This window comes from Archangium sp., from assembly GCF_045802675.1.
Classification (GTDB): Bacteria; Myxococcota; Myxococcia; order Myxococcales; family Myxococcaceae; genus Archangium.
This window is the reverse complement of record NZ_JBJMQO010000130.1, coordinates 60,657-79,472: the sequence shown is the minus strand read 5'-3', so window position 1 is coordinate 79,472 and position 18,816 is coordinate 60,657. Positions and strand designations below refer to the sequence as shown.

7 protein-coding genes are annotated in these 18,816 nt (G+C 70.0%); 1 reads left to right on the top strand and 6 read right to left on the bottom strand.

What is annotated here, in order from left to right; translation table 11 throughout:
* Positions 1–16 precede the first annotated feature (16 nt).
* From ACJ8AN_RS36555 to ACJ8AN_RS36540, 4 genes are all read right to left on the bottom strand, one after another.
* Positions 17–1,615 carry a PAS domain-containing protein gene (locus tag ACJ8AN_RS36555; protein ID WP_407760219.1) on the bottom strand — a complete coding sequence of 533 codons (1,599 nt, stop codon included), beginning with the start codon at positions 1,613–1,615 and terminating at the stop codon, positions 17–19.
* Positions 1,616–1,757: 142 nt separating this feature from the next.
* On the bottom strand, positions 1,758–2,906 hold the full coding sequence (locus tag ACJ8AN_RS36550) for an SGNH/GDSL hydrolase family protein (RefSeq protein ID WP_407760218.1): 1,149 nt from the start codon (positions 2,904–2,906) through the stop codon (positions 1,758–1,760).
* Between the two features lie 211 nt (positions 2,907–3,117).
* A complete protein-coding gene (locus ACJ8AN_RS36545) occupies positions 3,118–8,526 on the bottom strand; it encodes a hypothetical protein (protein WP_407760217.1) in 5,409 nt (1,802 codons plus the stop codon).
* 484 nt (positions 8,527–9,010) lie between these two features.
* Positions 9,011–10,417: a serine hydrolase domain-containing protein gene (locus ACJ8AN_RS36540; RefSeq protein WP_407760216.1), complete on the bottom strand. Its 1,407-nt coding sequence runs from the start codon at positions 10,415–10,417 to the stop codon at positions 9,011–9,013.
* A gap of 115 nt (positions 10,418–10,532) precedes the next feature.
* On the opposite strand from ACJ8AN_RS36540, the gene ACJ8AN_RS36535 reads away from it, so the two are divergent.
* The gene (locus tag ACJ8AN_RS36535; protein WP_407760215.1) at positions 10,533–12,263 is read left to right on the top strand and encodes a rhomboid family intramembrane serine protease; all 1,731 of its coding nucleotides are present in this window, start codon (positions 10,533–10,535) and stop codon (positions 12,261–12,263) included.
* Between the two features lie 41 nt (positions 12,264–12,304).
* On the opposite strand, the gene ACJ8AN_RS36530 is transcribed toward ACJ8AN_RS36535, so the two are convergent.
* Both ACJ8AN_RS36530 and ACJ8AN_RS36525 read right to left on the bottom strand, forming a co-directional pair.
* The gene (locus ACJ8AN_RS36530) at positions 12,305–12,877 is read right to left on the bottom strand and encodes a hypothetical protein (protein WP_407760214.1); all 573 of its coding nucleotides are present in this window, start codon (positions 12,875–12,877) and stop codon (positions 12,305–12,307) included.
* On the bottom strand, positions 12,874–18,147 hold the full coding sequence (locus ACJ8AN_RS36525) for a glycosyltransferase (protein ID WP_407760213.1): 5,274 nt from the start codon (positions 18,145–18,147) through the stop codon (positions 12,874–12,876). The genes ACJ8AN_RS36530 and ACJ8AN_RS36525 overlap by 4 nt, the downstream gene beginning before the upstream one ends.
* Positions 18,148–18,816: the final 669 nt, after the last annotated feature.

Sequence of the window (18,816 nt, the reverse complement as noted above, 5' to 3'; positions counted from 1 at the left end):
CCCCGCTGCCCGGCCGTCAGGACGGACGGAGCGCCAGGGGCAGCCGGAAGGTGAAGGCACTGCCCTCTCCCGGCTGGCTCTCCACGGCGAGGTCCCCGCCGTACTCCTGGAGGATGGTGCGCACCACGGGCAGCCCCAGGCCGGTGCCGCGGCCCGGGGGCTTGGTGGTGAACCACGGCTCGAAGATGGAGGCGAGCGTGTCCGGGGCCATGCCCACCCCGGTGTCCTCCACGCGGCAGCAGGCGAAACCCGCGGCGCTGTCCTCGAAGAGGCGCACGCGCACCTCCGCGGGCCGGCCGTGCACCGCCTCCACCGCGTCCGCGGCGTTGCTCACCAGGTTGAGCAGCACCTGCTCCACGCGCGTCCGGCTCGTCTCCACCCAGAGGGGAGCATCGGGCGCCGAGGACGACACCTGGAGGTGTTTGGTGATGCCCGCCGTGCGCAGCATGGCCAGCGTGCCCGACACCAGCTCGCGCAGATCCACCCGCTCCGGCGCGGCGCGTCCGGGCCGGCCCAGGTCCATCAGGTGCCGCCCGTGCGTGGCCACGTGCTCGCAGGCCCAGCCCAGCTCCTCGAGCTCCGCGGGCTCCGGCGGCACGCCACGCTGGGCGCACTCGGTGAAGTACGTCCTCAGGCTGTTGAGCACGGTGGAGATGTTGCGCAGCTCGTGCCCCACGCCGGCCGCCAGCGTGCCCAGCGTCGCCAGCCGCTCCACCTGCAGCAGCTGCGCGCGCGTGCGCTCCAATTCCCGCTCCAGCAGCTCGTGGTAGTGCACGCGCTCGGTGACATCCAACGCGAGGCCAATGGCGCCCGTCAGCGTGCCGGCCTCGTCGTACACCGGCGTGTAGCGCGTCTCGTAATGGAAGCCGGGGAAGGAGACGTAGCCGGTGAAGGACTCGCCCGCCAGCGCCCGCCGCACCTGCTCGGGGATGTCCGGATGCTCGCCGAACACTTCGAAGATGGACTGGCCCGCGAGGAAGCCCGGCTCCAGGCCCAGCGCCCCGAATGCCCCTCCATCCATGAAGGTGAAGGTGCCCGCCGCATCCAACGCCCAGATGGCCAGCTGCGCGCCGCGCACCGCCGTGCGCAGCCGCATCTCGCTCGTGGCCAGGGCCCGCTGCATGGCCTCGCGCTCGGCCACCTGCGCCTTCAACAGGCGGTTGGCCGCGTCCCCCGCGGCCAGCGCCACCTGGAGCTGCTCCTGCGCCTCGCGCCTCGCGGTGACGTCGATGAGGATGCCGAGCACCCCGAAGAGCGCGCCGTGCTCGTCGCGCAGCGGCACCTTGCTCGTCTGGGTCCAGCGCGGCCGGCCGTCGCCACCCCGGATGGGCTCCTCGCAATCCGACAGCGGCACGCCCGACTCCAGCACCTGCCGGTCACACGCCCGGTAGAAGTCCGAGTCCTCCTTGCGCCAGGGCAGCTCGTAGTCGCTCAGCCCCACCACCTCGTCGGGGTGCGCCCGGCCGGCCACCCGCGCGAACGCCGCGTTGCACCCGAGGTAGCGCAAGTCCCTCCCCTTCCAGAAGATGGGGTACGGCAGCGCGTCGAGGAGACGCCGGAACAGCTCCGCCTCCTGGCGCACTGGCGCCTGTACGACGACTTCGCGCCCCCGCATGGCTCTCCTCCCCGTCCGCGCGGCTCACAGCGGCTCATCGAACATACCGGCCCGCTGGAGGACGGCCCCGGAAGCGGCCCCCGAGATGTTCGCCGTCCGACGTCTGTGATTCGAGCCTTCTCGAGCCGTGAGACCATGACACTCAGGGTGCTGGCTGTGGCAGCACGCCCTCGGAGCGCAGCACGCGCACCACCTCCGAGGCCATCACCCGGTGGCCAGCGGCATTCGGGTGGATGCCATCCACAGCCAACCCGTCGATGAAGAGGTGCACGTTGTCGGGCGCGTGCGTCACCGCCTCGAAGTCGATGACGTCCGGCTGCCGGTGGGCCCGTATCCAGTCATTCAGCACCAGGCGGCTCGCCTTCACCTGCTCGTATTTGCCGTTGCTGGCGGACTCCTTGGGTAGCAGGGTGCCGACCCAGGTGCGGCAGAAGGGCTTCAGCCGCTCCGTCAGTTGCACCATGTCCTCCTGGAGCTTGCTGTCCGGGACGCCGCTCAAGTCATTGGTGCCCAGCAGGACGATGCAGTCGGTAATGCCAGACAACACGAGCGCCTCCCCGTCCAGCAACCGCAGCGCATCGTAGAAGCCCTGACCGGAGACACCCGCGTTGACGATGGGCACGCCGAGCTCGGCGCTGGCCCGGAAGGACCAGGTGTCGCGCAGGTCGTCGTGGCCGGTGATGTAGCCCTCGGTGATGCTGTCACCCAGGGCGACGAAGGCACGCGAGGGAGGGCCCTCCACGTCCACGGTGGCCAGCCCCACCGGCACCGCCCAGGGTGAGCCTCCCAGCGGCCCCGGCGTGGTGGCCCAGGCACCCGGGCGCATGGCGCTGCCGGGGAGCAGCTCGATGGCGCTCGCGGCGAGCTCGCCCTGCACCTCGAAGGACACCGCCAGCTCGTCCCCAAAGCGCACGGGGAAGGACACGGGGTCGGACACCACGCGCGTGCGCGTACCCACGGAGACGCCGGGCGCGCCGGAGAACGTCACCGGCACCGGCTCGGAGGCCAGCGAGGCCTCGGGGCCCGCCCGGGCGACGGTGACCCGGCGCAGCACCAGGGCCCCATCCCCCGAGCGGAAGGCGAGCCGCACCCGGGGCCCGGCCCGGTGCACCGGCACGCGCAGGCGGAACGTGGTGGTGCCGCCCACCGCGTGGGACCAGCGCAGCGCCAGGTGGAAGCCCGGTTGGAAGACGTAGGCCGCGGGAGGTGGCTCGGACGGTGGCGCGGACGGTGGCGGAGCCGGCTCGGGCTCGGAGCACACGGGGGCCACCTGGAGCCCACCGGGGCCCATGGCTTCGGCACAGGTGTCCGTGCCGGGGTCGGAGGGTGGGAAGGAAATTTCCCCCTCGTCACCGGTGGGTCCGCACCCGGCCACGAGGATTACCCCCAGACACACCAGCAGCGCCGCGCCTCGTCCCGTCCCCATTCTCTCCTCCCCCTCGGCGGAGAGGAATTGCACCTCGCGGGCCAGCGGACTCCAGCCGGCCCCATGGGACGATGCTTCAGCCCTCCCAGGTGGACATCATCGCGCGCACCCGCTCGTAGCGCTCCAGCAGCTCGGCGCGTTTGGCGGTGAAGAGCACCATGAAGCCCACCACGCCCACGCCGAGCAGCGAGAGGAAGGCCGCGCCCATGCGATGGTCTCGAATGCCGAAGCGCGCGAGGTTGGCCAGCACGCACGTCACCAGGAAGGCGCTGCCCAGGTACACGTAGGAGCGGATGCGCAGCGCCATGCCCGCGGCCACGCCCACCAGGCACAGCAGGACGCACAGCAGCATGGCCCCGCCGTCCTGGAACATGAGCGGCTTCCACGCCCCGGCCACGTAGACAAGCGTGATGGCCAGCGCGCGCAGCTTCGCCCGTGTGTCCGGCTCGAGCGCCTCGTGGAAGACGCGCAGCAGCACCAGCAGCGAGAGGCCCGCGGGGATGACGTAGAACTGCGGCTCCCCCGCGCCCGTCCCCTGCCAGACGAGGAAGAGCGCCGCGTTGAAGGCGGCCACCGACACCAGCGAGGACACGCCGCGCTGCGAGGGGTGCACGGAGAGCGCGGCGAAGTGCGCGGCATAGCCCACCAGCAGGGCCGCCACGTACAGCGGCTGCTCCCACGGCGCGGTGAGCAGGCCCGCCAGGGGGAAGAGGAAGGCGCCCCACAGCGCCGGCCTGCGGAAGGCGGGCAGCCCCGCGCCCTCGCGCTGCGCGAAGACGTAGAGGCCGGAGAAGAGGGCGCCACCCACGAGCGCCGCGATGCTGTCCGACGGGCCCAGCCCCGCGGCCAGCGCATGCAGCCGCACCGACAGGTAGCCCATCACCAGCACCGCCTGCGCGAGGAAGGCCGAGCCCTCGTCCTCCTCGCGCACGGCGCGGCGCACCAGCGCGAAGAAGAGCACCGCCAGGCACACGCAGTCGATGATGGCAGACAGCATGACTCCGGCCGACCCGGGCACCAGCACCAGCCCGAGCAACATCTCCGCCATGGCCACCACCGCGAAGGAGTGGCCCACGCCCCGGCGATCCCGCTCGTGCGCGAGGAAGAGGGCCGTGGTGGCCAGCAGCGCGCTGAGGGCGCCGAAGAGCGGGAGGATGAGCTCGGGCCCCTTGCCGGTGGAGAAGAGCGACCCCGCGTGCGCGAGCAGCCCGTGCAGCCCCAGCAGCGTCACCACCCACCCCACCACCGCGCGCTCGGGGCGCCGGTACACCACCGCCCAGGCCGTCGTCATGCCGGAGAGCAGGCAGACCGCGGTGCCCGGGTGCTTCAGGTCCCTCAAGCCGAAGATGGCGAGCAGCGCCAGCACCCAGCCCGCGTGGTGCAGCGCCGCGCCCACGTCCACGTCACGCTCGTCCAGCCACGTGCCCACCATGCACAGCACCAGGCCCGTGACGCTCACCACCGCGGGCGTCCAGAGCGGCGGCACCACCGCGACGAGCACCCCCGCCAGCAGCGCGGTGGCCACGTTGGCCATGGCCCGCTCGCGCGACACCATCAGCACCACCGAGGCGCCCCCCGCCAGCAGCGCCACCGGAAGCGGCAGTCCGCCCGGCCCCTGATTCAACAGGTGCTGCAGCACGGGCACCACCGTAGCCATGGCCCCCGCGCTCCACAGCGGCTCGCTCCACGTGTCGGGGAGCCCCGGCGACAGGCGCTCGGACCAGCGCGAGGCGGCCCGCTGGATGCGCCCCAGTTGGAAGAGCGCCGACAGCACCGCCGCGCCGAGCCCCACCGCCGCGAAGGCCAGCGCCGACTCCGCACGCCACTCGAGGAAGCCGTGCTCCGGCGTCTTGCCCAGCGAGGCCACGGCGAGCGTGAGCACCGAGGCCGTCAACATCCAGCGCCGCGACAGGAGGAAGGCCCCCACCAGCAGCACTCCGGCCAGCAGGGTGATGGCGCCGGGCGTGGGCGCCTCCAGCACGAGGCTCCATCCGCAGAGCGCGAGCGAGCCCACCACCGTGACGGGCCGCAGCGACGCGTCCGGCGGCGAGCGGAAGAAGGCCCACAGCGCGCCCGGAATGTGGTGCGTGAGGAAGCCGAGCGCCAGCAGCAGCCCGATGACCACCGGATGCAGCGGGAAGCAGAAGAGCAGCAGGCCCACGCCGATGGCGACGCGCACCGAGGGCTTCGGCCCGGGCAGCAGCACGAGCGAGGCCACCAGCGGCGAGAGCGCCCCCGGGTCGGCCTTCGTCTCGGGCACCAGCACCACGCCCACCAGCGTCAGCGAGGCCAGCATCCACCCGGACAGCTTGAGCGCGGCCGATTCATCCTCCTCGCCGAAGAGGAGGACGCGCGCGGCCGGCAGGTGCTCGGCGGCGCGCACCAGCGCGAGCGCGAGCAGCGGCAGCGCGGCCGCCCAGTGCATGGCGTAGGGCTTCTGGAGCGCGACCACCAGGGTGAAGAGCGGCGCGAGGGCCGCGAAGAAGGGCTGGCGGTTGGCACGCGTCCACACCAGGGGCAACAGTATCGTGCCGGCGAACACCAGCGGGACCAGCGCACCGTAGCCCTTCACGCTCGCGAGCAGCAGGAAGGGCATGGCGCACACGCTCGCCGCGAGCGCGAAACGGCGCTCCCCCGCGAGGACACGGAAGGCCCCGCGGTGCGACTCGAGCAGGGCGAGCAGGCTCAGCAGCGTGGCCGCGACGAGCCCCTCCTGCCCACTGAGGTGGTAGAACACATGGAAGCCGACCCACATCGCGGCGACGACGACGCTGACGGACGGGTGCAGCGCGCGCGCGGTGAGCAGGGCCCCGAGCGCCGCGCCGAGCGTGAGCGGGTACGGCTGCACCGAGGGGAACGTCTCCGATACCACCACCGCCCCGGTGAAGAGGAGCGACACGAGGCCCGCGGTGAGGGTGCTCGCACTGCGGCCCCAGCGCGCCGCGGCCAGGGACGCCCCCAGCGACCAGAGGGCGAAGAGGGCCACGGACAGGGCCGGCGTCATCCACGGCCAGACGATGACGTGGTCCACCTGGGGCAGGAGCGCGAAGCCGGCAAGGACGACGGCGAGCGGACGCACCACGGGGGTGAGTCGCGAGGCCACGGCCACTGCGGCGGCGGCCAGGAGGACGGTGACGCCGAACCAGGGCACTCCGATGGAGAAGCCCCAGCCGAACGCCAGGAGGGCATACGCGATGCCGGGCCAGCCGAGCAGCCGCGCCCGGCCCCCGAGCTCCCCGAGGCCCGCGAGCCCCAGCGCCGAGACGGCGAGCGCCACGGGCACCCACGAGGGATCGACGAGGCTGGCGAGCTTGGGCACCACGGCCGCGGCCGCGAAGGCGGCGACGGCGAGCAGGTAGGGATTGGCGAGGTTCCACGCCACGAGGAGCCCGGCGGCGCCGCAGAGCACCAGGCCCACCAGAGCGGACACCGTGGGGCCTGCGTTGAGGCCATACGCGAAGCCGATGAGCGAGAGCCACCCCACCGCGACGCTGAAGTTCAGGCGCGTGTCGCGGGTGCAGACGAGCGACAGCCCGGCGAAGGCGAGCGCCACCCCACCGCACACGAGGCAGGCCCCCGCATAGCCGAAGAGGGCATAGGCGGAGAACGACAGGGGAACGGTGAGCGCCGCGCCGACGATGGACAGATAGAGGCGCTCGTAGAGCAGCCCACTGGCCACGCACACGACCATGAGCCCGAGCGCGGTCCAGAAGCCCGGGCGCAAGTCAGCACCCGACGAGTGCCCGAGCAGGACGAAGAGCCCGCTGGCGATGGCGGTGGAGCGCAGGAGCACCTCGGCGCTCTGAGCGTCACGCTCCGAGCCGGTCCGCTCCTCTCGGGCGAGCAGCCTTCCGGCGAGGACGGAGCCCGCGAGCACGAAGGGCACGGCCGTGAGGGCCCCGTACTGGAACGGGAGCGCACCGGACACGGGGTAGCCGAGCGAGGCCTTGAGCGAGTCGATCAGGGCCTGCACGGCGCCGGGGACGAGCTGACCCGCGGAGGCATAGGCGAAGTACGCGCCGGCATAGACGGCATACAACCAGCTCACCCGGGGCAGCTCGCCACGGGAGAGGCCGAACACGGTCCAGGTGAAGACGGCGGCGGTGAAGAAGAAGGCCGGAGGCGAGCCCGTGGCCGCGAGCGCGAGGCAGGCCACCTGGAGCGAGGCGACGCTCACCGAGAGTGAATCCGCGGCCTCGTCCGGCGGGAGCTGGCGGAAGCCGAGGCACGCGGCGAGCAGGAAGGCGAGGAACGGGGCGTAACCCCCGAAGGAGGGAGCCACCCCGGCGGCGGAGAGCGCCACGTGCAGGCGCACCGCGTAGAGCAGCATCAGGTAGAGCGGCGCGGCCAGGACGAAGGCGAGCGCCTTGTTGTTCCGGGGCTCGGGCACGGCCCGGCGCGAGAGGACGAAGAAGAGGGCACAGGGCAGCACGTCGAGCCAGGACGCCAGGGCGCCTACACGCGCGAAGAGCGGGGCGAGCCCCATCATCAACGTGGTGCCCACCAACGCGAGCTGGACGAAGGGACGGGAGGGCGCGTCGAAGGACTCGGCGGGCTTGCGCACGAGGACGGCGGCGCCCACCGACCAACCGAGCAGCAAGGGAAGGAGGAGCGCGAGCGGAACGCCCTCGAGGCTGAGACTGTCGAGGGGCCCGAGCGCGACGCCCGCGAGCGGAGCCACGGCGGCGCCGATGAGGCCGAGGATGCGGCCCGCACCGGCGAGCGCCTCGCGGCGGGCGAGCAGGGAGCCGCAGATGGAGAAGGCGGCGGAGTAGCCCGCGGTCATGCCGAAGACGACGAGCGAGCGGGAGAAGGAGGTGAGGCCCGCCCAGCTATCGAAGGCGAGATAGAGGGAGCCGGCGACGATGAGGAAGGCGCCGATGAACCAGCCGATGCTCTCGTAGAGGAAGGGGCGCCAGACGGTGTCCCAGGTGGAGACCTCCTCGACGATGCGAGCGGTGACGGTGCGAGGAGGAGGAGCCTCGAAGAGGGGCTCGGTGACAATGGGAGGAAGCCGTGCCTCCACCCCCTCGCCCTCCGGGAGAGGGTCGGGGTGAGGGTACCGGGCCTCTCGAGCCGGATCCCCGTCAACGGACTCGGCCGAAGCTGGAGCCGAAGCCGGCTCCGAGGCCTCATCGAAGCCCCGGGCGACGCGAGCCGCGGCCTCCGAAGGAGCTTCGCGCTCCCCCGCCACTTCGAGGACGACCGGAGGACGCACCGGCTCTGGAGCGGGAGCGGGAGTCTCCACCTCTGGAGCCGGCTCGACCTCGGGCGCCTGCACCGTCTCAGCGCGCACGGGAGCGGGGGCCGCGGGGGACTCGGCGATCACGGAGAGCAGGATGCGGGCCTGCCGCTCGTAGCGCTGGCTGAGGTAGGTCCGGGCGCCCTTGGGGACGTAGGTGGAGTCCCACGCCTGCATTTCCCCGAGGAGGAAGTGGACGTGGGCGAGCTCTTGTTCGAGGACCTCGCGAGGGCGCGGGGCCATGGCCTTGCCGCATGCGGCGCAGAGCAGGCCGCCGAGACGCTCCTGGCGACAGGACGAGCAGTACATGGTGGGTGAAGACCCCTACAACGACCATGCCGGGGCCGAGGCCCAGGGAAATGAGGAACTTGGACTCGGGGTGCCACCCGCACGACGCAGTGCACCCGAAGTCCTGCGCAGCCTACTGCACAAGTGGACGCGAGTGCACGGAGGCCCCCAGGGAGCACGGGCCTCCGGGGACAAAGCTGGACGCGCCAGAACCCGCCGCGAGGCTCCGGGCGCCCAAGGAGGCACTCGAAGCATGAAAGCGATTCTTCTGATTCTCGCGTGTATGACTTTGCTCCCCGTCGCCGCGAACGGGGCAGAGAACACGAAGTATCGCGGCTCCATCGCCGTGAAGAAGTAGCGCGCGTCCCGCCCGCGCCCCGATGCGTCCTTCACGCTCGGAGCGCGGGCCCCCCTGCCCTGCTCCGCGTCCGCGACAGGCTCACTTCGGCCGCAGCCCGAACGAGGACAATCGGTCGTCTGGGGCGAGCGCCACGGTGAAGAGATAGGTCTTGGCACCGAAGGGCACGTCATACGTGTAGACCCGGTCATCGCCCCGCGTGATTCGCTCGACCAGCACCGGCGGCCCCGCGGGCCCCAGGGCGCGAAGCTTCTCCTGATAGACCTTCATCCGGTCCGGGAAGAACCCCGCGCGGGCATACGCGAAGTCGGCCGGCGTGAGGGTGCCCTCCCGCGCCTTCTCGAGCAGCGCCGAAATCCGAGCGGTGACCTGAGGCTCCTTGTCCTCGATGGGCTTGGGGACGGGCGCGGCGAGCGCGGGGCTCATGATGGCGGCGATCCCCTCCGCGAAGAACCTGGGGTTCTCGGTACCGGAGTTGGTCAGCACGATGATGGAGAGGGAGTCTCCGAGGTAGCGGGCGAAGTAGGTCGTGAAGCCCTGCCAACCCCCGCTGTGCTGGTGCAGCGGCTTTCCATTGCGCTCATCGAGCATCCAGCCAAAGCCATACGGAAAGGTGGCTCCGCTGTTGAGAGGAGCGGGGCGCAGGATTTCCTTCCAGCTCTCCGGCTCGAGGATGGCATGAGCCTGGACGGCCGCGTCCCAGGCGATCATGTCCCGCACGGACACGTAGAGCGAGCCATCGCCCGTGGTGTTGAGCGAGGGCGAGACCCACTCCTGGTTCTTCAGTTCCCCATTGACCAGACGGTAGCCAGCGGCGCGGTGCGGGATGATGTCGTCCTCGTTGATGGTCCGCGCCGTCGTCATGCCCGTGGGCTTGAAGACACGCTCGCGCAGGATGTCGCCGTAGAAGGTGCCCGCCACCCGGTTCACGATGATGCCCAGCAGGACATAGCCGGTGTTGCTGTAGCTCCAGCGAGAGCCCGGGGTAAACTCGAGCGTCAGCGCGTACGCGTAGCGCGCGAGATCCTCATCCGAATAGTCCTTCCGGTAATCGAGCTTGCCTTCCAGATCGGGAAGGCCCGAGGTGTGATTCAAGAGGTGGCGCACCGTGATGGTGCCCCAGGAAGTGGGAGCCTCGGGAAAGAACTTCGTCAGCGGATCCGCCAGCGAGAGCTTGCCCGCCTCCACCTGGAGCATCACCGCCATGGCGGTGAACTGCTTGCCCAGGGAGCCGGACTGGAAGAGGGTCTCGGGCCCGACGGGAACCTGATGCTCGAGGTTGGCGAAGCCATACCCCTTGGCCAGGAAGACCTTGCCCTGCTTCACGATGCCGATGCCGACGCCGGGCACCTTCTGGCGCTCCATCTCCGCGCGCATGAACGCGTCGATGCGCGTGCGGAGCGGGCCCTGTGCGGCGGCGGGGCTGACGGCGGCGAGGCTCAACAGGAAGACCGCGGCCGTCGCGAGACGGCGGACGAAGCTGCGCACGAGGGAGGACTCCTGGTCATGAGGGAAAGGCACAACAGCGTACTCCGCGCGAGGTGTGCCAGGATGCGGAAAGCTCGAGCCGTGCGAAGGCACGCGGGGCTCGGCGAGGGGGAACATGCAACAGATCGAACTGAGAGGCGATGACGAGCAGACGGCCCTGCATCCGTCGGAGCTGGAGGAGGAAATCCGGCGGGGACGGGTGCTCAGCTCGGCCGAGGTCCGCTACGCCCCCTGGACGGGGACAGGGTTCGCCCGCATCGAGACGATCCCCGCGCTGGCCAGCGCCGTGGATGCGCCCGCGGCCCGGGCGGCGGCGCGGCTGTCGGGGAAGCACATCCCGTGGGCCAGCGCGCTGGTGAGCGTGCTGATGCTCGCGGCCTTCGGCCTTCAGCTCTGGTTCGGCCTGCAAGGGATGGAGCCCGGACGGGTGGGCGCTGTCGGGTTCGAGCCGACCCTTCTCGAGGGCGCCTGGTGGAGTGCATGGACGGCGCCCTGGCTCCACGGCAATGCCTTGCACCTGATGACCAACCTGCCCCTCCTGGCCTACAGCTGCTTCCGGGTGGAGCGGGTGCTGGGCATGGCGGGCCTGCTGCTGGTGCTGCTCGGGGCGAGCCTCGGGGCGGCGCTGCTCATCGTGCCCTTCTCGGATCTGCCGGTCGTGGGCTCGTCCATCCTGGCCTACGGCGCCTGGGGCGCCCAGCTGGGTCTGGGGCTGCGCCTGGGGGACGCCATCCCGCGCGGGCAGCGCAGCGCCTACGGCTGGCGTTCGTACATCCTGTTCGCCTTCTTCCTGGTGTCTGGCTTCTCGGCCCAGAAGGTCTCGGTGCTGGGCCACCTGGGCGGCTATCTCGGAGGCCTGGCCGTGTCGCTGTGGACTCCCGCGGCGACGCTGGCGCCTCGCACGGGACGGGCCCTTACGCGGCTGCGCATGTTGGGCGTCGGCCTCGTCCTCCTGACGCTCCCGGCGGGACTGTCGTGGTGGCTGGCCTCCTCGCCAACGCGCCTGTGCTCGCTCGAGCGGAGCGCCGGAGAGCCCAAGGAGGGGCTGGAGCTGTCCATCTGCTGGCGCATGGCCAACCACCCGGGCACGTTCGTGGGGCTCGATGCGTGGCAGCCAGGTCCTGTCTCCGGCAGCGGCATCTACACGGCCTCGCACCTGCTCCGGCAGCCGGACCAGTTGGATCCCGAGCTGCTGCAGCAGGATTGGGAGCGGCGACTGCGAGGCCCCGTCACCCGCACCGAGGTCCCCGCCCTTCAGGAGGGCTGGAAGGCCTGGACGTTCACCGGTCAGGGCCGCAGCGTCTTCGAGCAGGCCCGCGTGGAGGGAACGCGCATCTACCGGATCGGCTGGTACTCGGAGAAGGCCGGGGTGGCGCCGCCCCGCCAGTCGTTCTACGAGACCGTGCTGAAGACCGTGCGACTGTCCGAGCCCGTCGAGCTGAAGAGCCGCCGGGAAGCGTGGTCGAAGCGCCAGGACTCTCCCGAGCGCACCTACGAGTACGCCGAGGCCTTGCAGGACATGGGGCACTACGAGGAGGCCCTGGCGCTCTTCGCGAAGCTGGAGACCCGTGAGGATGGCTATGAATGGGAGTCCACCCGGGCCCGCTTCCGCATCTGCGCCATGCATCCCCGCCTCGCGGCCTGCGGAGGCCCCTGGCGCGAGGAGTGGCTGAAGAAGGCGATGCAGGAGGACGTCGGGATGCGCGTGCCGGCCATCCAATGGCTGGCGGCCGAGGGCCAATGCCCCGAGGCCCAGAAGCAGGCGAAGCGGCTGCAAGCGCTGAAGGAGGTGGAGGTGGATCCCGACGAGCTCAAGCAGGCCCTGAGCGCCTGCGACGCGCCGTGACGGGCACGCCCGCGTGAGCCCCTCAGCTGGCGGATGATGGCTCAGCTCCTTCGTCGGATGCCGCGATGCCGTCCGGTGTAGCGAGGGAGCAGGTCTCCGAGCAATGCGAGCGCATCCTGGGGCGAGTCGACACCGTAGACGCGGTCATCCGGCACGTCGCGGTGCCGGATACGGTCGTCGAGCCGCGTGTCCGCGACCCGGCCGCTCCATCCCTCGACACGGAAGCCGACAATGAGTCGCTTGAGAAGCCAGGCGTGGGCTAGCTCCGCCATCGTACCGGCGCCACCTCCAATGGCCACCACCGCATCCGCGGTCGAAACCAGAGCATTCCTCATATGGTCCAGACCGGTCGGGAGCACCACGTCGACATAGGGGTTGGCCTCGTCCGGATCAAAGCCCGGAAGCAGGCCGACGGTGTCACCGGGCTGGAAGGACTCGGCGCCACGTGCACCCCGGCACGCGGCCTCCATGACCCCTCCAAGGCCCCCCGTGAGGACCCGGTACCCGGCCGTCACCAACAGCCCTCCCAACTGCTCCGCGAGCTGCTCCTTCCTCGAACCGGGTGCCACGACGGCATCTCCAATCACCGCCACCAAGGGCTTGCGCGTGCTCACGGGCCTGTCCTCCCGAGACGAGGTCTAGCCATCAGTCCGGCGATGATCCGCTCCCGCCTCTCCCTCTGCGGACCCTTGCCCACCCCAGAGGGCTCGTGGAGGTACAACGGCTCGGGGATGTACACGGGGTGCTCCGCCAACTCGATGATCGGCAGCATGACGGCCCAGTCGTTGGCCACCGCCACATAGCTCCCGTCCATTCGGAGGTAGTCATCCGGCACGGCATCGAAGAGCCTCTTCTTGAATGTACGCAGGTGCTGCCACACATTGCCTCCCCGGCAGGAGCGAGGGTCCTCGAGGACGGCCGGGTAGTGCACATGCTTGTCGGTGCGCAGCATCGAGCCAACCGTTGCATCCGCTCCCCGGTCGTACTCGCGCGCGAGCCGCTCCAACACCGAGGTACCGAGCAGTGCATCATCCGCATCGAGCGTGACGATGATGGACTCCGGATGGGACACCACATGCCGCACGGCCCATACGAAGTTGGCCAGTTTGCCGCGTCGCAGGCGCGGGCGGAGCAAGGTGAAACGATCCCGGTGGTCCTCGAGCACCTGAGCCAGGAACGCGGCATGCGCAGGCGAGGAGCCGTCATCGACGACGATTGCGCCCCAGTCGCGATGCCGCTGGCTCAGCAGGGAATCGAGACAGCGGAGGAGGCGGCCGGGAGGGACGTTGCGCCCCTGGATGAGGAAGACGAAACGCTCCCCCCGGTGCGGTCCCAGCCACGCCTCGACAGGCCCCACGAGGTCGACCGCTCCTCGCTGCGCCTCGGGAACCCAACCGTCCTCTACACGGTCGAGAAGTGCCATCCACACGCCCATGTCTCGCTTGCACGCATTGGGCGGGTGGATGAAAAAGGTGCTCGTGCTTCCACCCCGGTAGGAACGCCAGGGGCCACGGAGAAGCCGTTGATCCGCCGCGCGGTACCAGGAGTGGACGAGCGCTCCTTCTGAAACCTCATTGGGCAGCGGGCGGACGGCCAGGAACCTGTCCCGGTGGAACAGGGCGGCCCGCACCTCCACGCGCCAGGGCATGCCCTGCTGGGACGAGGTAAAGGGGTGCGCATCCTCCTGACAGATGTTGAGGGCGACAGTGAGGGCGTGCGGGTCCTGCCCGAAGAGCGCCAACGGTTCACCCAGGTAATCCCACCCGCGATCACGCCGGCAGACGAGAACATCGGAATCGACCTGGAGCACATACTCACCCGTGCACGCCTCGAAGCCGGCCAGCGTGGAGGCAACCTGAGAGCCATTCGACGCGTGGGTCGCGGGGGCGGAAACGCCGAACCAGCGCTCGTTCAGCGCCCTCACCTCCTCGTGAGTCGTGGGGCCTCGGACGACGCGGTCCACCCAGCCCTCGTGCAACAACCGCTCCACGGCCACTTCATGCGCACTGGCATCCGCGGGGGCATACGGGCGCGAGAATCCATTCGCGCGGGAGTCGACCACCAGGAGGCGCTCGCAGAAGACCCGGGGACCTTCGAGTTGTCCCACCAGGTGCCGGACCTGGTGTTCGAGGGTGGCCCACTCCATCACGCAGGTCTTCACCATCAGCGAGACGCGCGGGCCGCCAAGAGGCAGGGGACGCAGCCGGAGAACGAGGAAGTCGGACGAGGGTTCCAACCGGGAGAGGTCGACAGTCTCCGTCTGGGAGAGTGCCTCGAGGGCCAGCCCGGCTCGGAGCAGGTCTCTCCGTAGCCGCTCCAGCGGACGGTGCACGTCCCGGCGCCGCTCGCAGGAGCCGGTCACGACCTTTTCCCAGGAGAAGGTGTCCTCGAGCGTCACGCCAGCCGGCGCGTGCCGCTCCTGGAAGGGGGTGTTCCCCCCGAGCACGAAGAAGGGATTGCACACCGCGAGGAGTACACACCCGCTGCTGTCGTGCACGAGCGTCCTCAGGTGCCGGAGGACCTCATGGTAGGCCGGACCCTCCTCCAGCGTGCACAGGACCAGGGAGCAGAGCACCACCGGGAAAGGGGGCTCGGTACCGAGCCGTGCGGGAGTGGTGGTGAATTCGAGCCGCTCGCTTCCGCGCCACCGCTCCCAACTCGAGGCAAGCCCAGCATCCGGATCGTAGCCGAACACCTCCAGTCCCCGGGCGGCCAGCCGCGCAGCCAGTCTGCCCTTGCCACACCCGTAATCGAGCACCCTTCCCGCTCCGAGGCGCAGGACCTCCGCTTCGAGTAACTGGTCGAGTTGCTGGAGTGCTGGAGGTGCGTTCACAGCCTGGACGAGCCGCTCCATCCCACACAACTCAGGCATGTCCGCGTCCTGAACCGAACGGCGGAGGAGTTCCTTGAGGTCCGCCCGGTGGTGCCAGCGCCAGGTGAGCCAGGCCCGCCGGCACATCCTCTGGAATTCTTCCTCACTGAAGGGTTCCAGATCCGAGCCGTAGTCAATGAGCCGCAGTCCCTCCGCCGTGACGCGTAGGTTGGAGGGGGTGATGTTGCGGAAGACGATTCCCTGCTGGCGGCACTCCTGGAGCAGCCGGACGAAACCCTCCGCATGTCCTCCTTCGTAGGGAGTGCTCGGCTCATACGGGTACACGAGCGCGGCATGCACCCCCTCCTCGTGGAGGCGTAGGAGCGGGTAGAGAACGCGAGTCCCCCTCCAGCGCCCGACCAGGCCGCGAAGGAAGAGCCGTTTCTCGTGGGAGGCGCGGCTCTTCCAATAAGCGAAGTACTTGTAGACCCTGTTTCCCGCGGTGAAGACAACCCCCTCGTATCCCCAGCCCAGCAGGTGCGCATCCTTCGGAAGCGCACAGAGCCGCTCGAGTTGGGTCCGCGCGTTCTGCACCGACTGCTCCTCGAGCCAGGTTTCCATCCCATCGGAGCGCGCGCAGGCGCTACGGTAGGCCTCGGTGACGGCGCTCAGCCCCGCGAAGAAGGCACGGATGGCGGTGAGGTCGGTGCCCAGCAATTCCCGCCGCAGTGCCTCCAGACGGTCCGGATGAATCGCCACCTCGAGCGTGTCGAGAATGGAATGGATCGCGCGCACGACCTCACGCCCGCCTGGCTCCGAGTGCCAGCACGCCGAGGAGGATGGCTCGGAAACGAGCAGGGCCCGGAGGCCGCGAAGAACGCCCCGGATGCGCTCGAAGCCCGCCATGGCCGCGACGGTGCGGGCCTGGAGGTGTCTGGTGAAAGCGTTCACGGCTCGTTCGAGCTCCACCTCGGAGAAGCACGGAACGTCCCGAAGCCCACCCCCCTCGCACCTGGACTGGAGGAGCTCCTCGAGGGCGCAGTAGAGAGCCCCTCCACGCAGATCGCTGGCGAAGCCTTCCAGGTCGAGCCCACGCGCGGAGAGATCGCTCCGATCGTGCCGGACCGGCAGGGAGGCGCGAAGGATGCGGCGCCCCGCCGTGTGTACGTTGAGGAGCGCCCAGAGCATGTCGGACCGGCGCGTGGCGCGGCCATTCACCGTGGGCGCGACATTCGGGGCATCCCGTAGCGCCTCGATATCGAAGACGAAGGTGCTGCCGCCGCGGCGTACGGAGGGCGTGGCGTTGAGCACGGGATCTTCGTCCAGGTCATGCACCAGGGGACGGAAGAGCGGTTCCCCCGACAGGAGCAGCGGCAACCGGGAGGCGAGCCGCCGCAGGGCCTCCATCACCGTCTCGCCGGTGCGCTCCGGAACCAGCCAGAAGGGCGTCTCCGCGGCTCCGCCCTCGCGGGAGAGGTCATAATAGTAGTCGTGGAAGTGGCGCCTCGTCCGGGCGTTCTCTGCGGAGCGATCTGGCAGGGGCGCGTGGGGCTCGAGCCGGCTCATCCACCGCAGGTTGGAATGCAGGTCGACGAGTTGCCCTCGGAGCGTGCTCGCGGCTGGCAGGGGCGGAGCACCAGTGTCCTCCCCCAGTACCACGTGAGCGCCCAGCTCACGCAAGCGGTGCAGCCGTGGCACCAACGGGAGGCGGGCGGATTCGAGCTGGCCGTCGCTCCGGCCAACCAGGGCCTCGAGCCGTTTGTCATCATCGAGGATCCACACCACGGCCCGGATCCTCTGATGCGCGAACGAGTAGAGGTAGCGCTGGAGCAGCGTGCGGGCAGTGGCGATCTCCGCGCGCCCCTCACCGCGCTCGAAGGGGAAACCGAAGATGCCCCGTTCGGCATCGCGCCGTTGTTGCTCGAGGTCCACCAGCCAGCAGCGGAGCCCTTCGCGCCGCATGCTCCAGGTGAGTTCCTCCAGTGGGTGGGCGTCCTTCGGGCGCGGTCCGTTCTCCAGGAGCACCACATCGAGGCCCGCCACCTCCGGCTCATGGGAGAACGCGAGAAGGTCCTTCAGCAGCGGGAGGACACGCGCGGTAGCACCCGCATCGGCGATGATGCCGACGACGAAGGCCAATTCCGGCGGAGGAGCACGGGTTGGCTCGGGGGTGCCTTCTCCCAGGCGTTCAGCTCCTTCCGAGACGGATGGCTCCACTTGCATGGGAGCGGGCTCCCAGCCGAAGAACTCCCGGCCCCGCTTGAAAAAGGCCTGCCGCTGCTCGGGAGCCATCCTGCTGCCGTACTTGCGCCAGAAGCCCTCCAGGCCCGCCAGCTTCGCAGGAGAGCGAGGTGAGGACACCCGCTCCCGCCCCGGCTCGGCGTAGTGATGGACGGTATGCCGGGCGATGGCTCCGAAACGCACGTCCCCGAGGTCGGCCAGACGGATGCACAGGTCCCTGTCGGTCGTGCTGGGGAGAGCCTCGTCAAACAGGCCCGCCTCCAGCAGCGTGCGCAGGCGCACGAAGAGGTTGGAGCCCTGCACGTGGGGATTGCCGACGAGGAAGTCGTCCGCGAGCAGCCGTTCGGGGATGGACTGGGGTCTGCCCTCGGAGGTCGCCTCGTCGTGGCGGATGAGGCCCGCGACCACCATGTCGAGACCACGCTGCCCGGCCGCTCCGAGGCAGTGCTCCAGGTGATCTGGAGCCCAGGCATCGTCATCATCCAGCACGGCGACGAAGAGCGCCCGCGGGTCCTCCAGGAAGAAGAGCCGCAGCAGCCCCGTGTTCCAGGCTCCCGCGGGGCCCGGCGTGCGGGTGTTCTCCAGGTACTCCACCCGAGTCCCCGGAAGGTCCGCCGCGAAGTGGTGTACGAGCTCACGGTTCGTCGGACGCTGCCCGGGAGCCGAGTCGTCCACGAGCACGACCAGGTCCGGCCGCCGCGACTGCGCCGCGACCGAGCGCAGACTCCGGGTGGCGAGCAATTCCGGGCGTCCATGGGTGGCGATGAGGACGGCCACACGCGGCTCGCGCGCGGCCTCGGCCGGGACAGACGTCTCGTGGGTACGGGACATCTTCGGTTCTCCCGTAAGGGGTGATGAGGACAGCGGACCCTCCAACGAAGTGGAGGGCCCGTGTATGCCGAGGGTGCGCTACTTCCGGCTCCGCGATGGACGCGGGTGCCCGAACCAGCGCGAGGAAGCGCGCAGCATGCGCCTCCACATGCCGCCCAGGTGGCGGATGCGTCCGCGAGCCAGGCGCCGTGAAGCAGCGGGAGACCCGGCAGCCGACGGCTGCTCCACTGGCTTGGGAAGGACGGATTCGAGCGAAGGCTCGCTCGAGTAACAATGACGGTGACGCGATGACATGACGGCTCCCGGATACGTGTGGCCCACGCGGTACGTGCGTGGGAGGAGGGGGGCCTGTCGTGACTCCCAGGGGATTCAACCGGGACTTGGAGCCTTGAAGAGCTCCCTCGTTCGTAGGTCACGTTCCGGTAGACCCAAACGAAGAGAAAATCCCGACCGTCCTACCCGGTTCGCCGGTCGTCACCCATAGACCGGTTGAGGAACAACGAGCACCTGACTCCCAGAATCAAGATACCCAGGCGCTCTCACGACGACAATCCAGACCCGAGCGCATTTGACGGATGGTCTACCCATCGCGACGGGTTGCCCGGTCTCCACCCTTGCGGAGATGGGGTGCTTCGTCCGTAGGCGTATCATCCCCTTGAATGGAGAGGC

Bases quoted from the DNA above. Each gene is read 5' to 3' on its own strand.
- ACJ8AN_RS36555 (WP_407760219.1), bottom strand. From the start codon at position 1,615: ATGCGGGGGCGCGAAGTCGTCGTACAGGCGCCAGTGCGCCAGGAGGCG.
- ACJ8AN_RS36550 (WP_407760218.1), bottom strand. From the start codon at position 2,906: ATGGGCCCCGGTGGGCTCCAGGTGGCCCCCGTGTGCTCCGAGCCCGAG.
- ACJ8AN_RS36545 (WP_407760217.1), bottom strand. From the start codon at position 8,526: ATGGCCCCGCGCCCTCGCGAGGTCCTCGAACAAGAGCTCGCCCACGTC.
- ACJ8AN_RS36535 (WP_407760215.1), top strand. From the start codon at position 10,533: ATGCAACAGATCGAACTGAGAGGCGATGACGAGCAGACGGCCCTGCAT.
- ACJ8AN_RS36525 (WP_407760213.1), bottom strand. From the start codon at position 18,147: ATGTCCCGTACCCACGAGACGTCTGTCCCGGCCGAGGCCGCGCGCGAG.